The organism is Mucilaginibacter conchicola (genome assembly GCF_003432115.1).
Taxonomy (GTDB): domain Bacteria; phylum Bacteroidota; class Bacteroidia; order Sphingobacteriales; family Sphingobacteriaceae; genus Mucilaginibacter; species Mucilaginibacter conchicola.
On the sequence record NZ_QWDC01000002.1, the window covers coordinates 1,222,090 to 1,238,361 of the forward strand.

The 16,272-nt window shown below is 46.3% G+C and carries 15 protein-coding genes; 8 read left to right on the forward strand and 7 right to left on the reverse strand.

What is annotated here, in order from left to right; translation table 11 throughout:
* Nucleotides 1–292: 292 nt before the first annotated feature.
* The gene (locus D0C36_RS15165; RefSeq protein ID WP_199502033.1) at nt 293–2,398 is read left to right on the forward strand and encodes a CehA/McbA family metallohydrolase domain-containing protein; all 2,106 of its coding nucleotides are present in this window, start codon (nt 293–295) and stop codon (nt 2,396–2,398) included.
* A gap of 17 nt (nt 2,399–2,415) precedes the next feature.
* Here the strand turns inward: D0C36_RS15165 and D0C36_RS15170 are convergent, their stop codons facing one another.
* Nucleotides 2,416–2,883 (reverse strand): phage tail protein, encoded by a 468-nt coding sequence (locus D0C36_RS15170; RefSeq protein WP_117392446.1) that lies wholly within the window; start codon nt 2,881–2,883, stop codon nt 2,416–2,418.
* Between the two features lie 12 nt (nt 2,884–2,895).
* Nucleotides 2,896–4,470 (reverse strand): phage tail sheath family protein, encoded by a 1,575-nt coding sequence (locus D0C36_RS15175; protein ID WP_117392447.1) that lies wholly within the window; start codon nt 4,468–4,470, stop codon nt 2,896–2,898.
* A 177-nt stretch (nt 4,471–4,647) separates the two neighbouring features.
* Here D0C36_RS15175 and D0C36_RS15180 point away from each other — a divergent pair, with 177 nt between their 5' ends.
* Both D0C36_RS15180 and D0C36_RS15185 read left to right on the forward strand, forming a co-directional pair.
* Nucleotides 4,648–4,881, forward strand: coding sequence for a thioredoxin family protein (locus tag D0C36_RS15180; protein ID WP_117392448.1), 234 nt, complete (start codon nt 4,648–4,650; stop codon nt 4,879–4,881).
* 132 nt (nt 4,882–5,013) lie between these two features.
* Entirely contained in the window at nt 5,014–6,834 is a 1,821-nt protein-coding gene (locus D0C36_RS15185) for a glycoside hydrolase family 2 protein (RefSeq protein ID WP_233524494.1), read from the forward strand.
* A 3-nt stretch (nt 6,835–6,837) separates the two neighbouring features.
* On the opposite strand, the gene pdxR is transcribed toward D0C36_RS15185, so the two are convergent.
* Nucleotides 6,838–8,250 (reverse strand): MocR-like pyridoxine biosynthesis transcription factor PdxR, encoded by a 1,413-nt coding sequence (gene pdxR, locus D0C36_RS15190; RefSeq protein WP_117392450.1) that lies wholly within the window; start codon nt 8,248–8,250, stop codon nt 6,838–6,840.
* A 102-nt stretch (nt 8,251–8,352) separates the two neighbouring features.
* Here pdxR and D0C36_RS15195 point away from each other — a divergent pair, with 102 nt between their 5' ends.
* The 3 genes from D0C36_RS15195 (at nt 8,353) to D0C36_RS15205 (ending at nt 10,796) form a co-directional block, all read left to right on the forward strand.
* Entirely contained in the window at nt 8,353–8,859 is a 507-nt protein-coding gene (locus D0C36_RS15195; RefSeq protein ID WP_117392451.1) for a cupin domain-containing protein, read from the forward strand.
* 208 nt (nt 8,860–9,067) lie between these two features.
* Complete coding sequence (locus tag D0C36_RS15200; protein WP_117392452.1) at nt 9,068–9,955, forward strand: dihydrodipicolinate synthase family protein; 888 nt, start codon at nt 9,068–9,070, stop codon at nt 9,953–9,955.
* A gap of 208 nt (nt 9,956–10,163) precedes the next feature.
* Nucleotides 10,164–10,796: a hypothetical protein gene (locus D0C36_RS15205; RefSeq protein ID WP_147322002.1), complete on the forward strand. Its 633-nt coding sequence runs from the start codon at nt 10,164–10,166 to the stop codon at nt 10,794–10,796.
* A 49-nt stretch (nt 10,797–10,845) separates the two neighbouring features.
* On the opposite strand, the gene D0C36_RS15210 is transcribed toward D0C36_RS15205, so the two are convergent.
* The gene (locus tag D0C36_RS15210) at nt 10,846–11,907 is read right to left on the reverse strand and encodes an NADH:flavin oxidoreductase (protein WP_117392454.1); all 1,062 of its coding nucleotides are present in this window, start codon (nt 11,905–11,907) and stop codon (nt 10,846–10,848) included.
* Nucleotides 11,908–12,003: 96 nt separating this feature from the next.
* On the opposite strand from D0C36_RS15210, the gene D0C36_RS15215 reads away from it, so the two are divergent.
* Nucleotides 12,004–12,366 (forward strand): winged helix-turn-helix transcriptional regulator, encoded by a 363-nt coding sequence (locus D0C36_RS15215; protein WP_199502034.1) that lies wholly within the window; start codon nt 12,004–12,006, stop codon nt 12,364–12,366.
* Here the strand turns inward: D0C36_RS15215 and D0C36_RS15220 are convergent, their stop codons facing one another.
* Complete coding sequence (locus D0C36_RS15220; protein ID WP_117392455.1) at nt 12,367–12,771, reverse strand: VOC family protein; 405 nt, start codon at nt 12,769–12,771, stop codon at nt 12,367–12,369.
* 160 nt (nt 12,772–12,931) lie between these two features.
* Here D0C36_RS15220 and D0C36_RS15225 point away from each other — a divergent pair, with 160 nt between their 5' ends.
* A complete protein-coding gene (locus tag D0C36_RS15225) occupies nt 12,932–13,804 on the forward strand; it encodes a glycerophosphodiester phosphodiesterase family protein (RefSeq protein WP_117392456.1) in 873 nt (290 codons plus the stop codon).
* On the opposite strand, the gene D0C36_RS15230 is transcribed toward D0C36_RS15225, so the two are convergent.
* Entirely contained in the window at nt 13,805–14,677 is an 873-nt protein-coding gene (locus D0C36_RS15230; protein ID WP_117392457.1) for a glycerophosphodiester phosphodiesterase family protein, read from the reverse strand.
* Between the two features lie 48 nt (nt 14,678–14,725).
* On the reverse strand, nt 14,726–16,264 hold the full coding sequence (locus D0C36_RS15235; protein ID WP_117392458.1) for a RagB/SusD family nutrient uptake outer membrane protein: 1,539 nt from the start codon (nt 16,262–16,264) through the stop codon (nt 14,726–14,728).
* Nucleotides 16,265–16,272 lie beyond the last annotated feature (8 nt).

Consider the following 16,272-nt stretch of genomic DNA (forward strand, 5'->3'; position numbering starts at 1 on the left):
GTAGATGTTTATAATTAGTTTATCCGTTAGTTACGAGCGGGGTATTAACGGGTGGTTAAACATAAAAGCAATTGCAGCGAAAAAAAATGGACAATTATTTAAAATCTATGGACAATCTTGCTTCATAGTAGTAAATGTTATAAATACATTAAAAATGAGTGTTTTGCGAAGCAGATGATATCAATAATTGCCACGAATTGGTTAATATCCAGGTAATTGCTTTGAATAATGAGGGTTATGCGCTATTTTCGAAGCATACCTATTGAGCCGCCAGGCCCTAAAATTATAACCTATGAGAACATTTTCTGCCAGCTTTGTAAAGGGCCTTGCCTTATTGTTACTGTTCATAGTTTGCGAAAATGCAAGCGCACAATCAGTGGTCAATCTATCCAAATTTGATAAAAGCAAAGGTGCTACCGTTAGGGTAATAGGCAAGCAGCTCAGCGTAAGCTGGCCGGCCGGTAAAGATGGCAGTGGTAAATTGGTGTTAGATCTTCAGCAGGGCGCGCCGCTATTCAAAAGCATAGTTATCAATAAAGGAACTGTTTCTAAAGAAATTGCAGCAGGCTTAGATCCTGCTTATACACTCACCATCGGTAAAAGAACCTTAGACCCTAAAAGCGGCGGCTGGGATGTGTTTTTCGATAGGGTGCCGCTTAAGCCATATAAAACTTACCCGGTAGAGTTTGATAAACACTCGGCAAGTGTAGTAAGCTTTGGGGCGCATACCATTATCAGGGTTTCGGATATGCATGCATCAACTTTTAAAGGCGCGTTAGAGATCACCTTATATAATGGCTCGCCGTTGTTTAATGTTGCTGCGGTAATGGCAACCGATAACGACTCGACCGCTATTTTGTATGACGCCGGGCTGGTAAGCAAAAAGCAGGTTTGGCAAAATGTGGCCTGGGCTGATGTGAAGAATAAACTGCAAACCATAAAAGTAGAGCAGAATACTGCAGCCACAAACCAGGAAGTAAAATACCGTACTATAATAGGGCAGGGAAAGCAGGGTAGCCTGGCGCTGTTCCCCGCACCACACCAGTATTTTTATCCGTTGGATGAGGCGTTCAACTTAAAATTTACCTGGCACGGGCAGAACTATGCAGGCCTGATGCCGGGCTATGGTATTGGGATAAGGCAAGATCCCTTGGGCGATAAACGCTTTGTACCTTGGTTTAACGCCCCACCAAAAACGCAGCAGCGTTTAAACTTTTTCTGTTTGCTGAGTGCTGATGCCCCTGCAGAAGCGTTGGCCGAAGTAAAGAAGTTTACGCACGGGGATTCATACAAACCCCTGCCGGGATATAAAACCATGGCCAGCCATTTTCATAACGAGTTTATTATGGATGTGGTGCTGAAGGGTGGCCCCGTACCGGAGCAGCCGGAGTTTAAGGATGTGTTTGAAAAGACGGGTTTAAACATAGTTCACCTGGCGGAGTTTCATGGTCCCGGCCATCCCAAAGGGCCTGATGATGAGCGCCTGAAAGAGCTGCATGCCCTTCACGAGCAATGCGAACGTTTATCAGATAATAATTTCCTGTTGCTGCCCGGCGAGGAGCCTAACAATTTTTACGGCGGCCACTGGCTAAGCTTTTTCCCGCATCCGGTAAACTGGATCATGTCGCGCAAGGCAGATATGCCTTTTGTTACCGACGACCCTAAGTACGGCAAGGTGTACCGCATCGCCAACAAAGATGAGATGCTTAAACTGCTGGAGCTTGAACACGGTTTGGCATGGACGGCTCATGCCCGTACCAAGGCTTCAACCGGATATCCTGATGCTTATAAGGAAGAGGCGTTCTACAAGTCGCCAACGTTTATGGGGGCAGCCTGGAAGGCTATCCCGGCCGATCTTTCAAATCCTACGCTAAGCCATCGTGTACTTAACCTGCTTGATGATATGAGCAATTGGGGCTTGAAGAAACACGTCATCGGCGAATCGGACATATTTACCATCACGGAGCAGAACGAGATGTATGCCCACCTTAATGTGAATTATCTGCAGTTGGATAAGATCCCCAACTTTAAAGATGGTTGGCAACCCGTACTGGATGTGATGCGCCAGGGTAAATTCTTTGTTTCAACAGGAGAGGTGCTGTTGCCGGCCTTCGCAGTAAACGGCAAAGGTGCAGGCGAAACCGCTAAGATCAGCCCATCCGGCCAGACAAAGATCACGCTCACTGCCGACTGGACATTCCCGCTCAACTTTGCAGAAGTAGTATCCGGCGATGGCAATAAAACCTACCGCGAACGCATCAGCCTAAACAATACTCAGGCCTTCGGCAAAAAGCAATTTGAGTTCTCTGTTGATTTAAAGAACCGCAAATGGGTTAGGGTTGAGCTTTGGGATATTGCCGCAAACGGCGCATTTACCCAGCCGGTTTGGCTGGAGTAAATGCATCGTTGGTATTATTAACCCCCGGTATAAACTGTAAGCCCCTCATGAGCTAATTCCATAGTATCAACAGCAACTTCGTTGCCGTCAGATTTTAGATCGGTGCTGGTTATTCTTGTTGGCCAGGCGTTCATGAGAGTCCATTGCATGGCTATACTACCATTTTCATCTAATAGTTTTATAACTACCGTACGCCGTTTAACGGTGCCCATGTTAATTGCTGTATGCAAGTCCCAAAAGGTATTATCGTTTACAAACACCCCACCCTTTAGGGTCACGTTGCCGTATTTTTTTAAGCCCGGCATTTTAATCGGCGCAAACTCCCGGCTGTTGCTGTTTCGATAATCTATAACCGATGCTTCTACATCCAAGCCTGATACTTCTTGAAAGGCTACGTGTCCAAATCCATCTCCAAACTCCACCTCGAACCTGAATTTTGGCATCGGCCAGGTTTGGCTATCGGCTGTTCCGTTATTTGCTGTCATTATTTTTTATTGTTAATTGGTTGCCATTTGTTGCTGAAAGGAGATCACTATAAACTCTGCAGGGCGTACAACTGCAACTTTAATGGTTACGTTCATAAATCCGTCGAGAATATCCTGTGCGGTCATGGTAGTGCCAAGTCCGCATGCAACACTAAAGGCATCAGAGGCTGTGGCCCCCTGTAAGCCGCCCTGTTTCCATACCGAGGTTAGGAAATTGCTTATCATTGCTATAACGGCTGCCCATGTATTGTTGTCGTTTGGTTGAAACACGTAAGGTTGCGCCGCCAGTTTGCACGATTGTTCGAGCATGATCATGGTACGCCGTACAGAAAGGTATTTCCAATCCTGGCTATTCCCGTCTAATGTACGCGCCCCCCAAATTAAGATGCCTATACCGTTAAAAAATCGGATAGCGTTAATAGATTTACCGGATACTGCATCTACGTTAAGATTAGCCTGCTGGCTTTCAGATAACTTTATTGGCAAGGACACAGCTCCTACAATAGATGTGTTGGCTGGTGCTTGCCATACACCTTCCTGGTTATCAATAGTGGTCATTACTCCGGCCATTGCGCCGCTGGGTGGTAGTATATTCAGGTCGGCTAAAACAACCTGCATAATAACCGAATAGTTTTTACTTGCGTTTAACAGGGCAGTATTTAATTGATTTACAGTTTGCGTAGATGTGTCCGATTGTATGGCATTTAAAATTGAGGTAATTGTACTATCCGGGTTTGCCGGCGGGTTGATGATGACTGCCAATTGCTTAGTATCACCACCAAATAAATTAGTGTAATCTATATTAGATTGTTCCACAATATCACTCCCTATAAAAGGATAATATGCCGTGCCGTAATCAAGCCCGTTTACGCCTGTGTTGTTCCTGAAATTAGTGATATCATTAGTGTACAGGACAGGGTCGGGCGTTTTGCCGCCAATAATATCAAAAATGCTGATGGCTGTTTGCATATTTGAGCTTTGCAGTAACATCTCCTGCATTAAAGTGCCGTTATCTGCCATTGACAATAGCGTTGCCTCCGGGCAAATGTACATGGTAGGTTCCTGTTCATTCGCTAACAAAGCGAGGCCGCCAAGCAGGTCGTTTAATTTAACATTGGGATTAACAAATCGATCATTGGAATCCGCCGGATTACCCGATAGCGGGCCATACCCCCCTACCGAAACAATATATGCATCGCCGCCACCATTCTGGTAAAATAGCTGCACGCTGTTGTAGAGGTAGTATATCGAGTTTGGATCGGGTACATAAAGGTAGTAAGCGCCGTCAAGAACCAGGTAGTTTGATGTTGTTGGCTGGCTTTTTTGCGGCACAAGATAGTATTGCGGGCTGTATTGTTTTGCGGGGTTAGCAGGAGCAGGCGGATCTGGCAGGCAGTAGAGAGCCTCGAACTCTGCAAACGATGTTATCTTTTGCGCAACGTTTGTGTACGATCTGCCTTCATACGCAGCCTGCGCCGTATATCCTATAAATGCCGGTACCGCTGTAGCCACGGGCACAACCGAATTGCCGAATGCGTTGGTTTCGGTAATATAAACACCAGGGGTGGCGCGTAAATTTTTGTCCATAAGTATTTAGGTTTTGTGATGATAAAATCCATAGCAAGATAGGCTTTATTCCGGTTAGAAGTAAAGAATAATGGCAAGCCAGTTTACCCTGCAAATTACCAAACTGGATGAGCATGTGCGTAATACTACCGACTAAGTTTGTAGCCATAAACAGTTCAAAAATTTAAGATCAATAAAATGGCAAAATCAATTTTTTATCACGCAGGTTGCCCTGTTTGTGTTAGTGCAGAGCAAGACATTGTTAGCCTTATAGGCGAACCAAATGTAGAAGTAGTTAACATTGGCGAAGACCGCGCACGTATTGCCGAGGCCGAAGCTGCAGGCGTAAAATCGGTACCAGCTTTAATTACGCCTAATGGCAATGTATTGCACATTAACTTCGGCGCTTCAATGGCCGATGTAAAAGGATAAGCAGACTGCCTTTTTCCGAATCGTTTTCACTACCCCTTGCGCCGGTGCTTTTTTATAAGCCCGGCGTTTTTTGTGCGATTAATTGTCAGTTTTACATAAATGCTATATATTGGAACTCCAATCTGCCTGAAAATGATGACATCAATAACCATTGCTTCAAGAAATTTCTGTTTGGCCTTGTTGCTCGTTTGTTCTGCAAGGGTTTACGCCCAACAAGCCAAACTACCAACCCCATGGACAGAAGCGGCTCAAAAAGCAGAAGTACCGCTGAATGAATATCCACGCCCGCAATTGCAACGTACCGACTGGCTGAACCTTAACGGTAAGTGGGATTACACGGGTGGTAAATCGGCACCGAATGCATTGAACCCGCAAAGTGCAGCATCATTTGAAGGGGTTAATCAGAAGATATTGGTGCCTTACTGCCCTGAGTCTTATCTATCAGGCATACAGAAAAAGCAGGAAATCAACCTGTGGTACCGCCGTACGTTTGAGATCCCTGCTTCATGGAAAGGTAAAGATGTGCTGGTAAACTTTGGCGCCGTTGACCACGATGCAACCGTTTTCATCAACGGTAAAAAGGTGGGGAGCCACTCGGGCGGGTATGATGGTTTCAGTTTTAACATTACGCCGTATTTGTTAAAAGGCAAGAACACAATAGTGGTAGCGGCCTATGACCCTAACGACGGTAAAGCCCCAAGCGGTAAGAACGGCCCGCGCGGCGATTATACCTTTAGCTCAGGCATCTGGCAAACGGTTTGGCTGGAACCTGTTGCACACACACACATTACCGGGATAAAGCTGTTGCCCGATGTGGACGGCAAACGCCTTAAAGTTTTGGTAAATACCAGTGGCGCAGGTAGTGTTACTGCAGTTGCGTTAAACGGCAGAAAAGAAGTATCGCAAGCTAAAGCAACCTCGGGCACTTATTTTTATTTGCCAATTGATAAGCCCGAACTATGGTCGCCGGAGAACCCGTTTTTATACGACCTGAAGATAACCCTGCATAACAGCAATGCCAGTGTAGCCGATGAGGTGAGCAGCTATTTTGGTATGCGCGATATCAAGCTGGCTAAGCTTAATGGTGTTGTGCGCCCGTTCATCAACGGAAAGTTTATGATGCAATTGGGCCTGCTTGACCAAGGCTACTGGCCGGATGGTGTATTAACTGCCCCTACAGAAGAGGCCCTCAAGTTTGATATAGAATATACCAAAAACGCGGGCTACAACCTCATCCGTAAGCACATGAAAACCGAGCCACAGCGTTTTTACTACTGGGCCGATAAAATGGGCCTGATGGTTTGGCAGGATATGCCGGCTATCTGGTACCAAAATGAAGATACTACGGTTAACCGCCGCGTGTTCCGTAAAGAGTGGAAAGCAATTATAGATGAGCATTATAATTCGCCTTCTATTGTTACCTGGGTGCCGTTTAACGAGAACTGGGGTGCCTTTGACGTAAAGAACATCACCAACTGGACAAAACAATATGATCCATCGCGCCTGGTGAACGGTAACTCTGGTTTTAACAATAACCCCGACTACCAAAAACCTTACGGCGACCCCGGCAATGGCGATTACGTGGATACGCACATCTATGTTGGTCCGTATGGTGCATCCGTACCTGATGCTAAACGGGCAGCCTCGTTAGGCGAATTTGGCGGCGTGGGCTTGTTTGTGCGCGACCACATGTGGCCGGTAGAGAATAATGCTTATGATTATGAGCCTACCAAAGCAAGGTTAACCGACAGGTATGTTTTCCTGTTAGACCGCGTAGAGCAGCTGATGAAATACAAAGGCCTAAGCGTAGCCATCTATACCCAAACTACCGATGTTGAACACGAAGTGAACGGTGTGCTAACCTACGATCGTAAGGTGGAGAAAATGGAAACCAAGCGCATCAGAGAAGTTAACCAGGCGGTTATACAAGCCGGGCGGGAGATGAATAAGTAGGGCTTACCAAAGTTTTGCTATCATTTTAATACCCTCTTCCAGTTGTTGCTCTTTCAATGAGCCATAGCCAAGGCGTAACCCACTCACCGGTTTACCGAAGCTGAAGCCTTGCGGAGAGAGGATCTGTACGCCTTTGCTTAAAAGCCTTTTTGATAATGCGTCAAGATCAATACTCTCTTTGGGTTGCAGCCAAAATGCTAAGCCGCCCTCGGGTTTCTGGAAAACTACCTTATCTGCAAGGTGCTGGTTGATGATGTTCTCAAACACATCGCGCTTGCTTTTATAAAGCAGGGTGGCCCGGCGCAGGTGGCGTTTAATATGGCCATCGTTTATCAACTGCAGCAAAGCTTGCTCCATCATATTATCGCCTTGGGCATCTATTATTTTGCGCAGCGCGCCAACCTTTTTTATCAGTGCGTTTGACGATGCCAGGTAGCCTGTGCGCAGGGCGGGGGCCACTATCTTACTCATGGTTCCTACGTACACAAAATGTTCGATATTCTCAAAACTACTAACAGGCAATACCGGCCGCTGCCCAAAATGGAATTCGTTATCATAATCATCCTCTATGATAGTAAAACCGTGTTGGTTGGAGAGTGCTATCAATTCCAGCCGCCGTTGTAAGCTCAACGTAACCGTAGTAGGGAACTGGTGATGCGGTGTGATGTAAATAGCTTTTATTTTGTTAGGCTTGTTTAACAATCGGCTCAGTTCCTCAACGTCCAGTCCGTCCTTATCAACATTAATAGGCAGTAGTTGTGCGCCGGCACTTTCAAAAGCCTGCCATGCCGGCCGATAGCCCGGGTTTTCTATCACAACCTGGTCGCCGGGTTGCAGCAGGCAATGTGCGCTGAGGTACATGGCCATTTGGCTGCCGCGGGTTATAAAAACCTCATCTGCGGTAAGGCGCATGCCACGCTTGTAGTTCAGCATTTGCACAATGGCATTTTTAAAATCTCCGTCACCATCTGCTTCGCTATAGCCCATCATTTGCCAGCGGCCTTTACGGTTAAATATCTGCCGGTAAGCACCCGCTAATTCGGTGATGGGGGCTATGCGCGTATCGGGCACGCCATCATCAAAAATAATATCGGGCAGTACTGCGCGCTTCTCTTCAGCAGGTTCTTTAGCGCGTTGTTTGGCATCATTAAAAGTGGGAAGCTTATCGGCTATAAATGTGCCTTTGCGCTCTTTAGAGATGAGCCAGCCCTCGGCCAATAAAACATCCAGTGCATCAATAATGGTATTCCTGTTCAGCTTTAGCTGGCCTGCCAGTTGCCTGCTGCCGGGCAGCGGGTCGCCGCTTTGCAGCTTGCCTGCTTTTATGGCGCTGATGATGGCATCGGCTATCTGGATATAAAAAGCACGTTCGCAGGTTACATCAATTGGTATTTGCAGGTCCCATGGTCTAAGCATATCTGGACTACCTTATTTTCTAAATTCTGTATCAGTAAGGCAGTCCAAATATACCGCAATTTTGTAATGCAATAATGCATTACACCGTAAATTTTTAAGACAATGGCAAATACAGAATTAACCCCCGAAACTGAGATCAGGACAGCTATCCATGATGAACAGAAAGCATTCAGCTCAAAAGATTTTCATAAAACCTATGCAAGGCCGGTTTTTGTGAAACCTTCGCACCTGGTACACCGCAATGTAGAGAATGCTGGCGAACACAACCAATTCTCAACCGAACGTAAGCACCCCGTTTTCTTTGTCGACCTACCCAGTAAAAACGTAAGCATGACTATAGGCGGTTTGCTACCCGGCCAGCTCACCAACAAACACCGGCATACTTATGAGACTGTTTTGTACGTGCTGGAAGGTAAAGGCTATACCGAAGTAGAAGGCGAAAAAGTGGAATGGCAAAAAGGCGATGCAGTTTACATTCCATCATGGGCATGGCACTGCCACCAAAACATGAGCGATACCGAGCCTGCAAAATACATTGCATGTGAGAACGCACCACAACTGCAAAACCTTGGCGTAGCGTTACGCGAGGAAGAAGGCAGAGATCTGTAAATCAACAGTCGCTTGCATAGTAGACTCACCCCGACATCTCCGCCGCGGCGGATTGTCGACCCGCTCTGCTGCAAGCAGCAAAGAGGGTAAGGAGCGAGATTTTTTTATCCCTCTTTTCGCGCAGCGAAGAGAGGGTGGGCCAGCGGAGCGTAGACCGGGTGAGTCAATTCGCCAGCGATAATTCATAAACATTTAAAACCCCATCAACATGAAACAAGTACCATTTAAAGGGATCATATCTTATCCCATTACTCCTTTTGATAAACAAGAAAAAGTAGATATCCCCCTTTTTAAAACCCAGGTAGAGCGCCTGGTGGCTGCCGGCTCGCATGGTATTGCGCCGCTGGGTAGTACAGGCGTTTTACCTTATTTAACCGATGCCGAGAAAGAGGCCGTCACCGAAGCAGCCATTGAACAGGTTGCAGGCCGTGTACCGGTGCTGGTTGGCGTATCAAACCTCACTACCGAGCGTACTATTTATCATGCGCAATTTGCAGAGAAGGCGGGCGCCACTGCCATTATGATCATCCCGATGAGTTACTGGAAGCTTACCGATGATGAAATAGTAAAACATTATGATGCTGTGGCGTCAAAAATAAATGTGCCTATAATGGCTTACAATAACCCGGCTATCGGCGGTGTGGATATGTCGCCGGCTTTGCTGAAACGCTTGCTGGAAATACCCAATGTAACCATGATAAAAGAAAGCACCGGCGATGTGCAACGTATGCACTTCCTTAAACGAGAGTTAGGCGAAGAGGTGGCTTTCTATAACGGATCAAACCCATTGGCGCTTGCTGCTTTTGCTGCCGGTGCAACGGGTTGGTGTACTGCGGCATCAAACCTCATCCCCGGGCTAAACATAGGCCTGTACAATGCCATCCAACAAAACGACTTGAAAAGTGCCCAAAGCATTTTTCTGAAACAGATAGACCTGCTGCGCTTTATTGTAGCTACGGGCCTACCTCGTTCCATAAAAGCCGGTTTGGAGTTGATTGGCGTTGAAGGCGGCGAGTTAAGAAGACCATTACAAGCTTTGTCCACTACTGAGACCGCGCAGTTGGAAAGCATCCTGAAAGGATTGGGCTTAGTTTAAAAAGGGTAACACCCAACACTGAATGTAGAATTTTGAATGATGAAGTTCATTATTCTGCATTCAAAATTCGGTGTTCGATATTTCAAAAGGTTTATAGGATGATCCGGGTGGTTCCTGATTAAAAGGCCTGCCCGGATTTATTTGGTTCGGGGTTTAAACTATCGGGTTACTGCACGGTCGAACAGGTATCACATTCAATCTAAATCTGATGAAAATACCTTACCTATTCGTTTTGCTGATGGTGCTGGCCGGTACCGTATCGGCGCAATCTTATTCTATTGAACGCGGAAAAAACTTTCTTGGAGATAGTACGGAAACCGTACGCGGACCCGATCTCAGGATCATTAAAATAACCACTATAAAGCGCGATGTTTTCGGTAACAGGATAGTGACCGTAACAGATGAGTATTCTAAAGTGCTACAGCAAAGCAAAGAGTCAACCGATGTTTTTGGTCGCAAAACCATAACCATTTCTGATGGTTACAACGGCAAACAAACCGTTATAGAAAACTCTACCGATATTTTTGGCAATAAGAAACTAATAGTGTCTGACGGAAACGGCAGAACAGAACTGACCGCGGAAAATTCAACTGATATTTTTGGTAACGTTACTACAAAGGTGAACGGAAACGGAACTCCCCTCGCTTCCATTGAGCGGGGCACCGATATATTCGGCAATAAATCGGTAACTATCCGCGACGGTAATGGCGCTGTAGCATCAAAGGTGGAAAAATCGACCGATATATTCGGTAAGAAGATAATAACCGTGACAGGGAATGGTGTTATTCCCGAGATACTGAACTCGCCGCTTTTATGCGATTTTTTGAAGCAGGTAAACTGATGATAAAAGGCTAACACCGAGTTATGGTGTTAGCCTTTTATTTTTGTTTTTAGTGATAGATACCTGCGCTTGCAGATTCAAACGCGCGGATCTCATCTAAACGGTCTTCTTTAATTTTCTTCACCCACTCAGGGTCTTGCAGTAATTGGCGGCCAACGGCTATCAGGTCAAAGTCACCACGCTCAAAACGGCGAAGCAGTTCGTCAAAGCTTGCGCTTTCGGCTCCCTGGCCACCGGCAAAGAAACTTACCACATCGGCATTTAAGCCTACCGAGCCTACCGTGATGGTTGGTGCACCGGTTATCTTTTTTATCCAGCCCGCAAAGTTCAGGTCTGATCCTTCAAACTCGGGCTCCCAGTAACGGCGTTGCGAACCGTGGAAAATATCAACACCGGCATCGGCCAATGGCTGTACCCAGTTTTCGAGCTCCTGCGGGGTTTGAGCCATTTTGGCGTCGAAATCAGAACCTTTCCATTGTGACAGGCGCAGGATAATAGCAAGGTCATCGCCAACAGCAGCGCGGATGGCCTTTACTACATCCACTCCAAAGCGGGTACGCTCTTTAAGGGTTTTACCACCATACTCATCGGTGCGGTTATTGGTTTTGTCCCAAAAGAACTGGTCTATCAGATAGCCATGCGCACCGTGGATCTCAACGGCGTCAAAACCTATCTCTTTGGCGGCTTTGGCTGCACGGCCAAATGCCTCAATGGTATCATGGATATCATTCAGCGACATGGTTGCCGGGCTCTCGAACGGCGCTGGTGGCTGCCATCCGTAGGGCGTATTGCCCACGTGCCATATCTGCGGTGCAATGGCGCCGCCATTAGCGTGTACGGTATCGGCAATGTGCTTCCAGTTTTGCAGGGCGTCATCTCCGTGGAAGTTGGGGATGTCTTTCAAGTTCTTAGCCGATGGGCGGTCGATAACTGTTCCTTCGGTAACAATTAAGCCCACATCTGCAGCGGCGCGGCGGCCGTAATAGTCGGCTACCTGTTGGGTAGGTACGCCATCAGGAGATTGAACGCGTGTCATGGGGGCCATCACAAAGCGGTTGCGCAGTTGAAGGCTTTTATGTTTAAACGGCGAAAAAAATTGTTCGTAGCTCATTATCTTAAATTTTGATGATGCAAAGTAAAATACTTTAGTTTACTTTTGTAACTAATATTGGTTGTTAGTAGTAACCAATAGGTAACTATTAGTAGAATGCAAGCTCAAAATTTAAAATACAGCAACTGCAACATGCAGCGATCGATGGGCATTTTAGGCACCAAATGGAAACCTATTGTGATATGGGTACTGCGCGAACGTAAAGCCCGCTTCGGGCAGATAGCGGCCAGTATCCACATTATATCAAGAAAAGTATTGACCACCACCTTGCAGGAGTTGGAAAAAGATGGGATCATAACCCGCGAGGAATTTAAAGAATTGCCCCCGCGGGTTGAATACGGACTTACTGAACGCGGCCTGGCGCTGCTGCCCATCCTGCAACAAATTGCCGAGTGGAACGGCACCTACTGCACAGATGAATTACATGCACATGCTACTGAAAACGCTGAGTTGGGTTAACTAAACACCAAACCGCTGCTTAGCTTCCGGCGAAACGGGCGTAAAAAAATTGACCAGGTTACCATCAGGGTCGCGGAATAGCAGGGAGCGGTTACCCCAAGGCATAGTGGTGGGCGCTTGAACAAGTTTATCGCCAATAGTGCCTGCTATTTCTTCATAGCGTTTATCCACATCATCTACCCTAAACTCGATAATTACCGAGCGATTGGCTGCTGTTTCTGCAATTTCGTTGCCGCCGAAGAGTGCCAGTGTGTTGGTACTGCCAATAGCCAAAGTTGCCTGCGGGGTTTGCAGCTCGGCAAAATCGGGTGTGTACATAATAATTTTACTGCCGGTTACGTCTTCATAAAACTTTACTAATGGCTCAATATCCGCAGTGATAATTCTTACTGATGCTAAATTCATGGGTTTTTACTTTTTGTTTATGCAAAACTGCGGCAGCGGAGTGACAAGGGTATGTCAGCAGGATTTATTAAAATCGCTTAACGTAATGGCAAACTAAAATATACAATCAGCTAAAGGCAGCAAGGTATTTTACGACCGGCTTTTTATTTTAGCAGTATCTATGAAACTTGTAAAAACTATCTTGTTGAGCAGTCTGTCCGTTTTAAGTTTTTCATTTGTAAAAGCACAACAGGCTTTTGATAAGCAGGGCCACCGCGGCGGCCGTGGATTGATGCCGGAGAATACCCTCTCATCCATGAAGAAAGCAGTTGATCTGGGGGTTACGCTGGAGATGGATATCTCTTTCACGAAAGAAAAATTGCCCGTTGTATCACACGATCAATACATTAACCCGGCCTTTTCGTTAAAGCCTAACGGTGATAGCATCACTAAGCAGGAAGCAACCTCATTACGCATGTATGATATGCCTTACAGTGATATTAGGGGCTATGATGTAGGCAGCAAATTTTATCCCTTGTTCCCTCAGCAGCAGAAAATTAAAGAGCATATCCCAGTGCTGGCCGAACTGATAGATAGCGTGGAAGCCTATGCCAAACAAAAAGGAGCCAAGCCGCCTCACTACAATATCGAAACCAAGCTTAGGCCCGAAAGCGATAATACCGAGCATCCCGCCCCGCAGGAATTTGTTGACCTATTGATGGCTGTGCTGGTTAAGAAAAACGTCTTGGCGAGGACGATCATCCAATCATTCGATCCGCGGACGCTGGAGATCATCCATAAACAATACCCTAAGGTGCCAACTGCTTTCCTGGTAGTCAATAAAAAAAGCCTGAAAGAAAATCTTTCAAGCTTAAGTTTTAAACCAACCATTTACAGTCCCGACTTTAAAATGTTGAACAAGCAGGTGGTTGATGATTGCCATGCCCTCGGCATAAAAGTACTGCCATGGACGGTAAACAAACCCGAAGACATAGCCTCTGTTAAAGCCCTTGGTGTTGACGGCATTATCTCCGATTATCCAGATAGGCTGTAATTACTTTTGTAGCGGTTTCTTCCGCAGATGTAAGCTTTCCAGGTAAAGTATCAGCTCCCTCGGGCGGTCTGTTTGTAGCACTGTAGCGCCATGGGCAAGCAGCCAGTCCCAGCTGTCGTTTTTGTTGCCTTCTTCAACGGCAAGGTCATCATCGTGGCCTGCGTTGAGCGATGCCCAAAGCGAGTTTAACCAAACCCTTGCGCCAGTTTTCCTGATGAACTTATTGTCCTTTAGAATAGATGATGTATCGGTCTTAAAGTTCAGCTCAAAAGCCCATGGTTTCATGTGCTGTAGGTAATCGTTTATTACGGCTCTGGCATCCGGTTTATCCATGTTAACCACCGGCATATACGTAATGCTGTCTATCAAGGTTGTATAGCGTTCTTTAAGGATAGGATAGGTTACCTCTGCCTTAAAAATAGCTTGTTTTAGGGTGCCGGTTTCTTTAAGTACTGCATAAGCTTCGCGATAGTAAGGGTAGCTTTTATCGAGGTTTACCATTACAGGTTTGCCTTTTAGCGCCAGCATTACTTCTTTAAAGGTAGGGATGGTATTGCGGGTAACGCGGCCAAGGCCATTGCGCAGTCCGAATTTTTTGATTTCTTCTAAAGTGTAATCTGCTGGTTTGCCTTTGCCGTTGGTGGTACGGTCAATGGTCTGGTCGTGCATAATAACCAGTATGCCATCTTTGGTTATATTAAGGTCGAGCTCAACAATATCAACGCCCATTGCTGTAGCCAGTTCAAAGGCTCGCAGGGAGTTCTCGGGAGCATTGCGCCAGTCGCCGCGATGGGCGGTAACCATCACTTTGTTTTGGGCAAAGGTTTGGCCGGCGGCAAGCAGTAGAGCAAGTACGGTAAGTTTCAGTTTCATATCAGGTGCAAATAAAAAAGGGGGACTTTTGATCCCCCTTCAATGATATTATAAATAGCCCGGGTTTTGGTACATTTTCTCGGGATTTAACTTATACTCATCAAAAGGAATAGGAAAATACCTGTCTTTTGTGGTAAAGTTGGCCAGTTTAGGAATACCGAAATCGGCCTGGCTTTTTGCCCTGAAGTATGCTACCAGTTCATCGGTGGTAAAGGTGCGCAGCAAGTCGAACCAGCGATGGTGCTCAAACGCCAGCTCTACGCGGCGCTCATGTAAAATAGCCAAACGCAGGTTTGGATATTTTGCGGCATACGTTGCATTGGTTAACGATGCCGTGTAGCCCGGCATGCCTGCGCGTGTACGAACCATATCAAGGTAGCTGATAGCGGTTGTATTATCGCCAAGGTAACTGTTTACTTCGGCCAGCATCAGTATCACATCAGCATAACGGATCAGGATCCAATCGTTGCCGCCGTAGCCAAGGTTTGAAGCCAAGGCGCTTGCATCCCTGAACTTGGTAATGAAATAATCTTTTACGATAGGATCATTGGCATACTTTACAGAGAAAGCCATACGAGGGTCGCCTGTTTCATAATCTTTGATCAGATCGGGAGTTACGTTACCGCCCACACCAGAGTTTGGTTTAAGCGAGTTAATGGTTTCGCCTTTTGCCTGGTTGTTGTAGGCAATTGATGAGCTGTAGGTTGGGTCGCCTTGTTTGTTAACAATTTGCCATATCAACTCAGGGCAGCTTGCCTTTTTAGCCACATCAAATACATCGGTATAAGGGATGCTGCTTAAAGCGCCGAATGTGCGTACGTTGTAAGCCGCAAGCAGGTAAGTTTTGGCATTGTTTAAATTAGCAGTACGGTTTGCCTGGTCTTGCGTGGTTGCCATGGTTAAATACACCTGGCCCAATGTTGCATTGATAGCAGCTTTTGAAGCGCGACCGATACCAGCACCGGTTTGCAGGTTAGGCAGGGTGCTGTTTAAGGCATCTTTCAGGTCGGCAACTATTTGCGCGTAAACGGTAGCTTGTTTCTCGCGGAAAGTGGCCGCATTTACTTCATCAACCGTAGTGAAAGATTTAGTTACCAAAGGCACATCGCCCCAGGTACGTACCAGGTGGAAATACATCACTGCGCGTAAAAATTTAGATTCGGCTATGTATTGTTGTTTCAGGTCGGCATCGGCAAAGGTAACCTTGTCAATGTTCTCCAGAACAATATTAGCACGGGATATGGTGGTGTACAGCGATACCCAGTGGCTTTTTAAGTAAGTGTTACTTGGCAACAATGAAAAATCGCCAAACTGGAAAGGCTCACCTGCGTTAGACTGGTTATCATTACGGCCGGTATCGTCAGAGCGCTCATCGGTCCAAAGGCCGCTGTTCTCGCCGATATTGTTGCTGCTGCGCAGCGACAGGTATATACCGTTAACTGCCGATAAAACGTCAGCCGGGGACCGGAAGCTCGCTTTTACCTCGATAGCGTTTGGCGAGGGTTGTTCAAGAAAATCTTTTTTGCACGAAACCACCGTTAGCGATATTGCTGCTAAACAGCTGATGGTTAATATCTTTTTTTTCATCTTCAAAT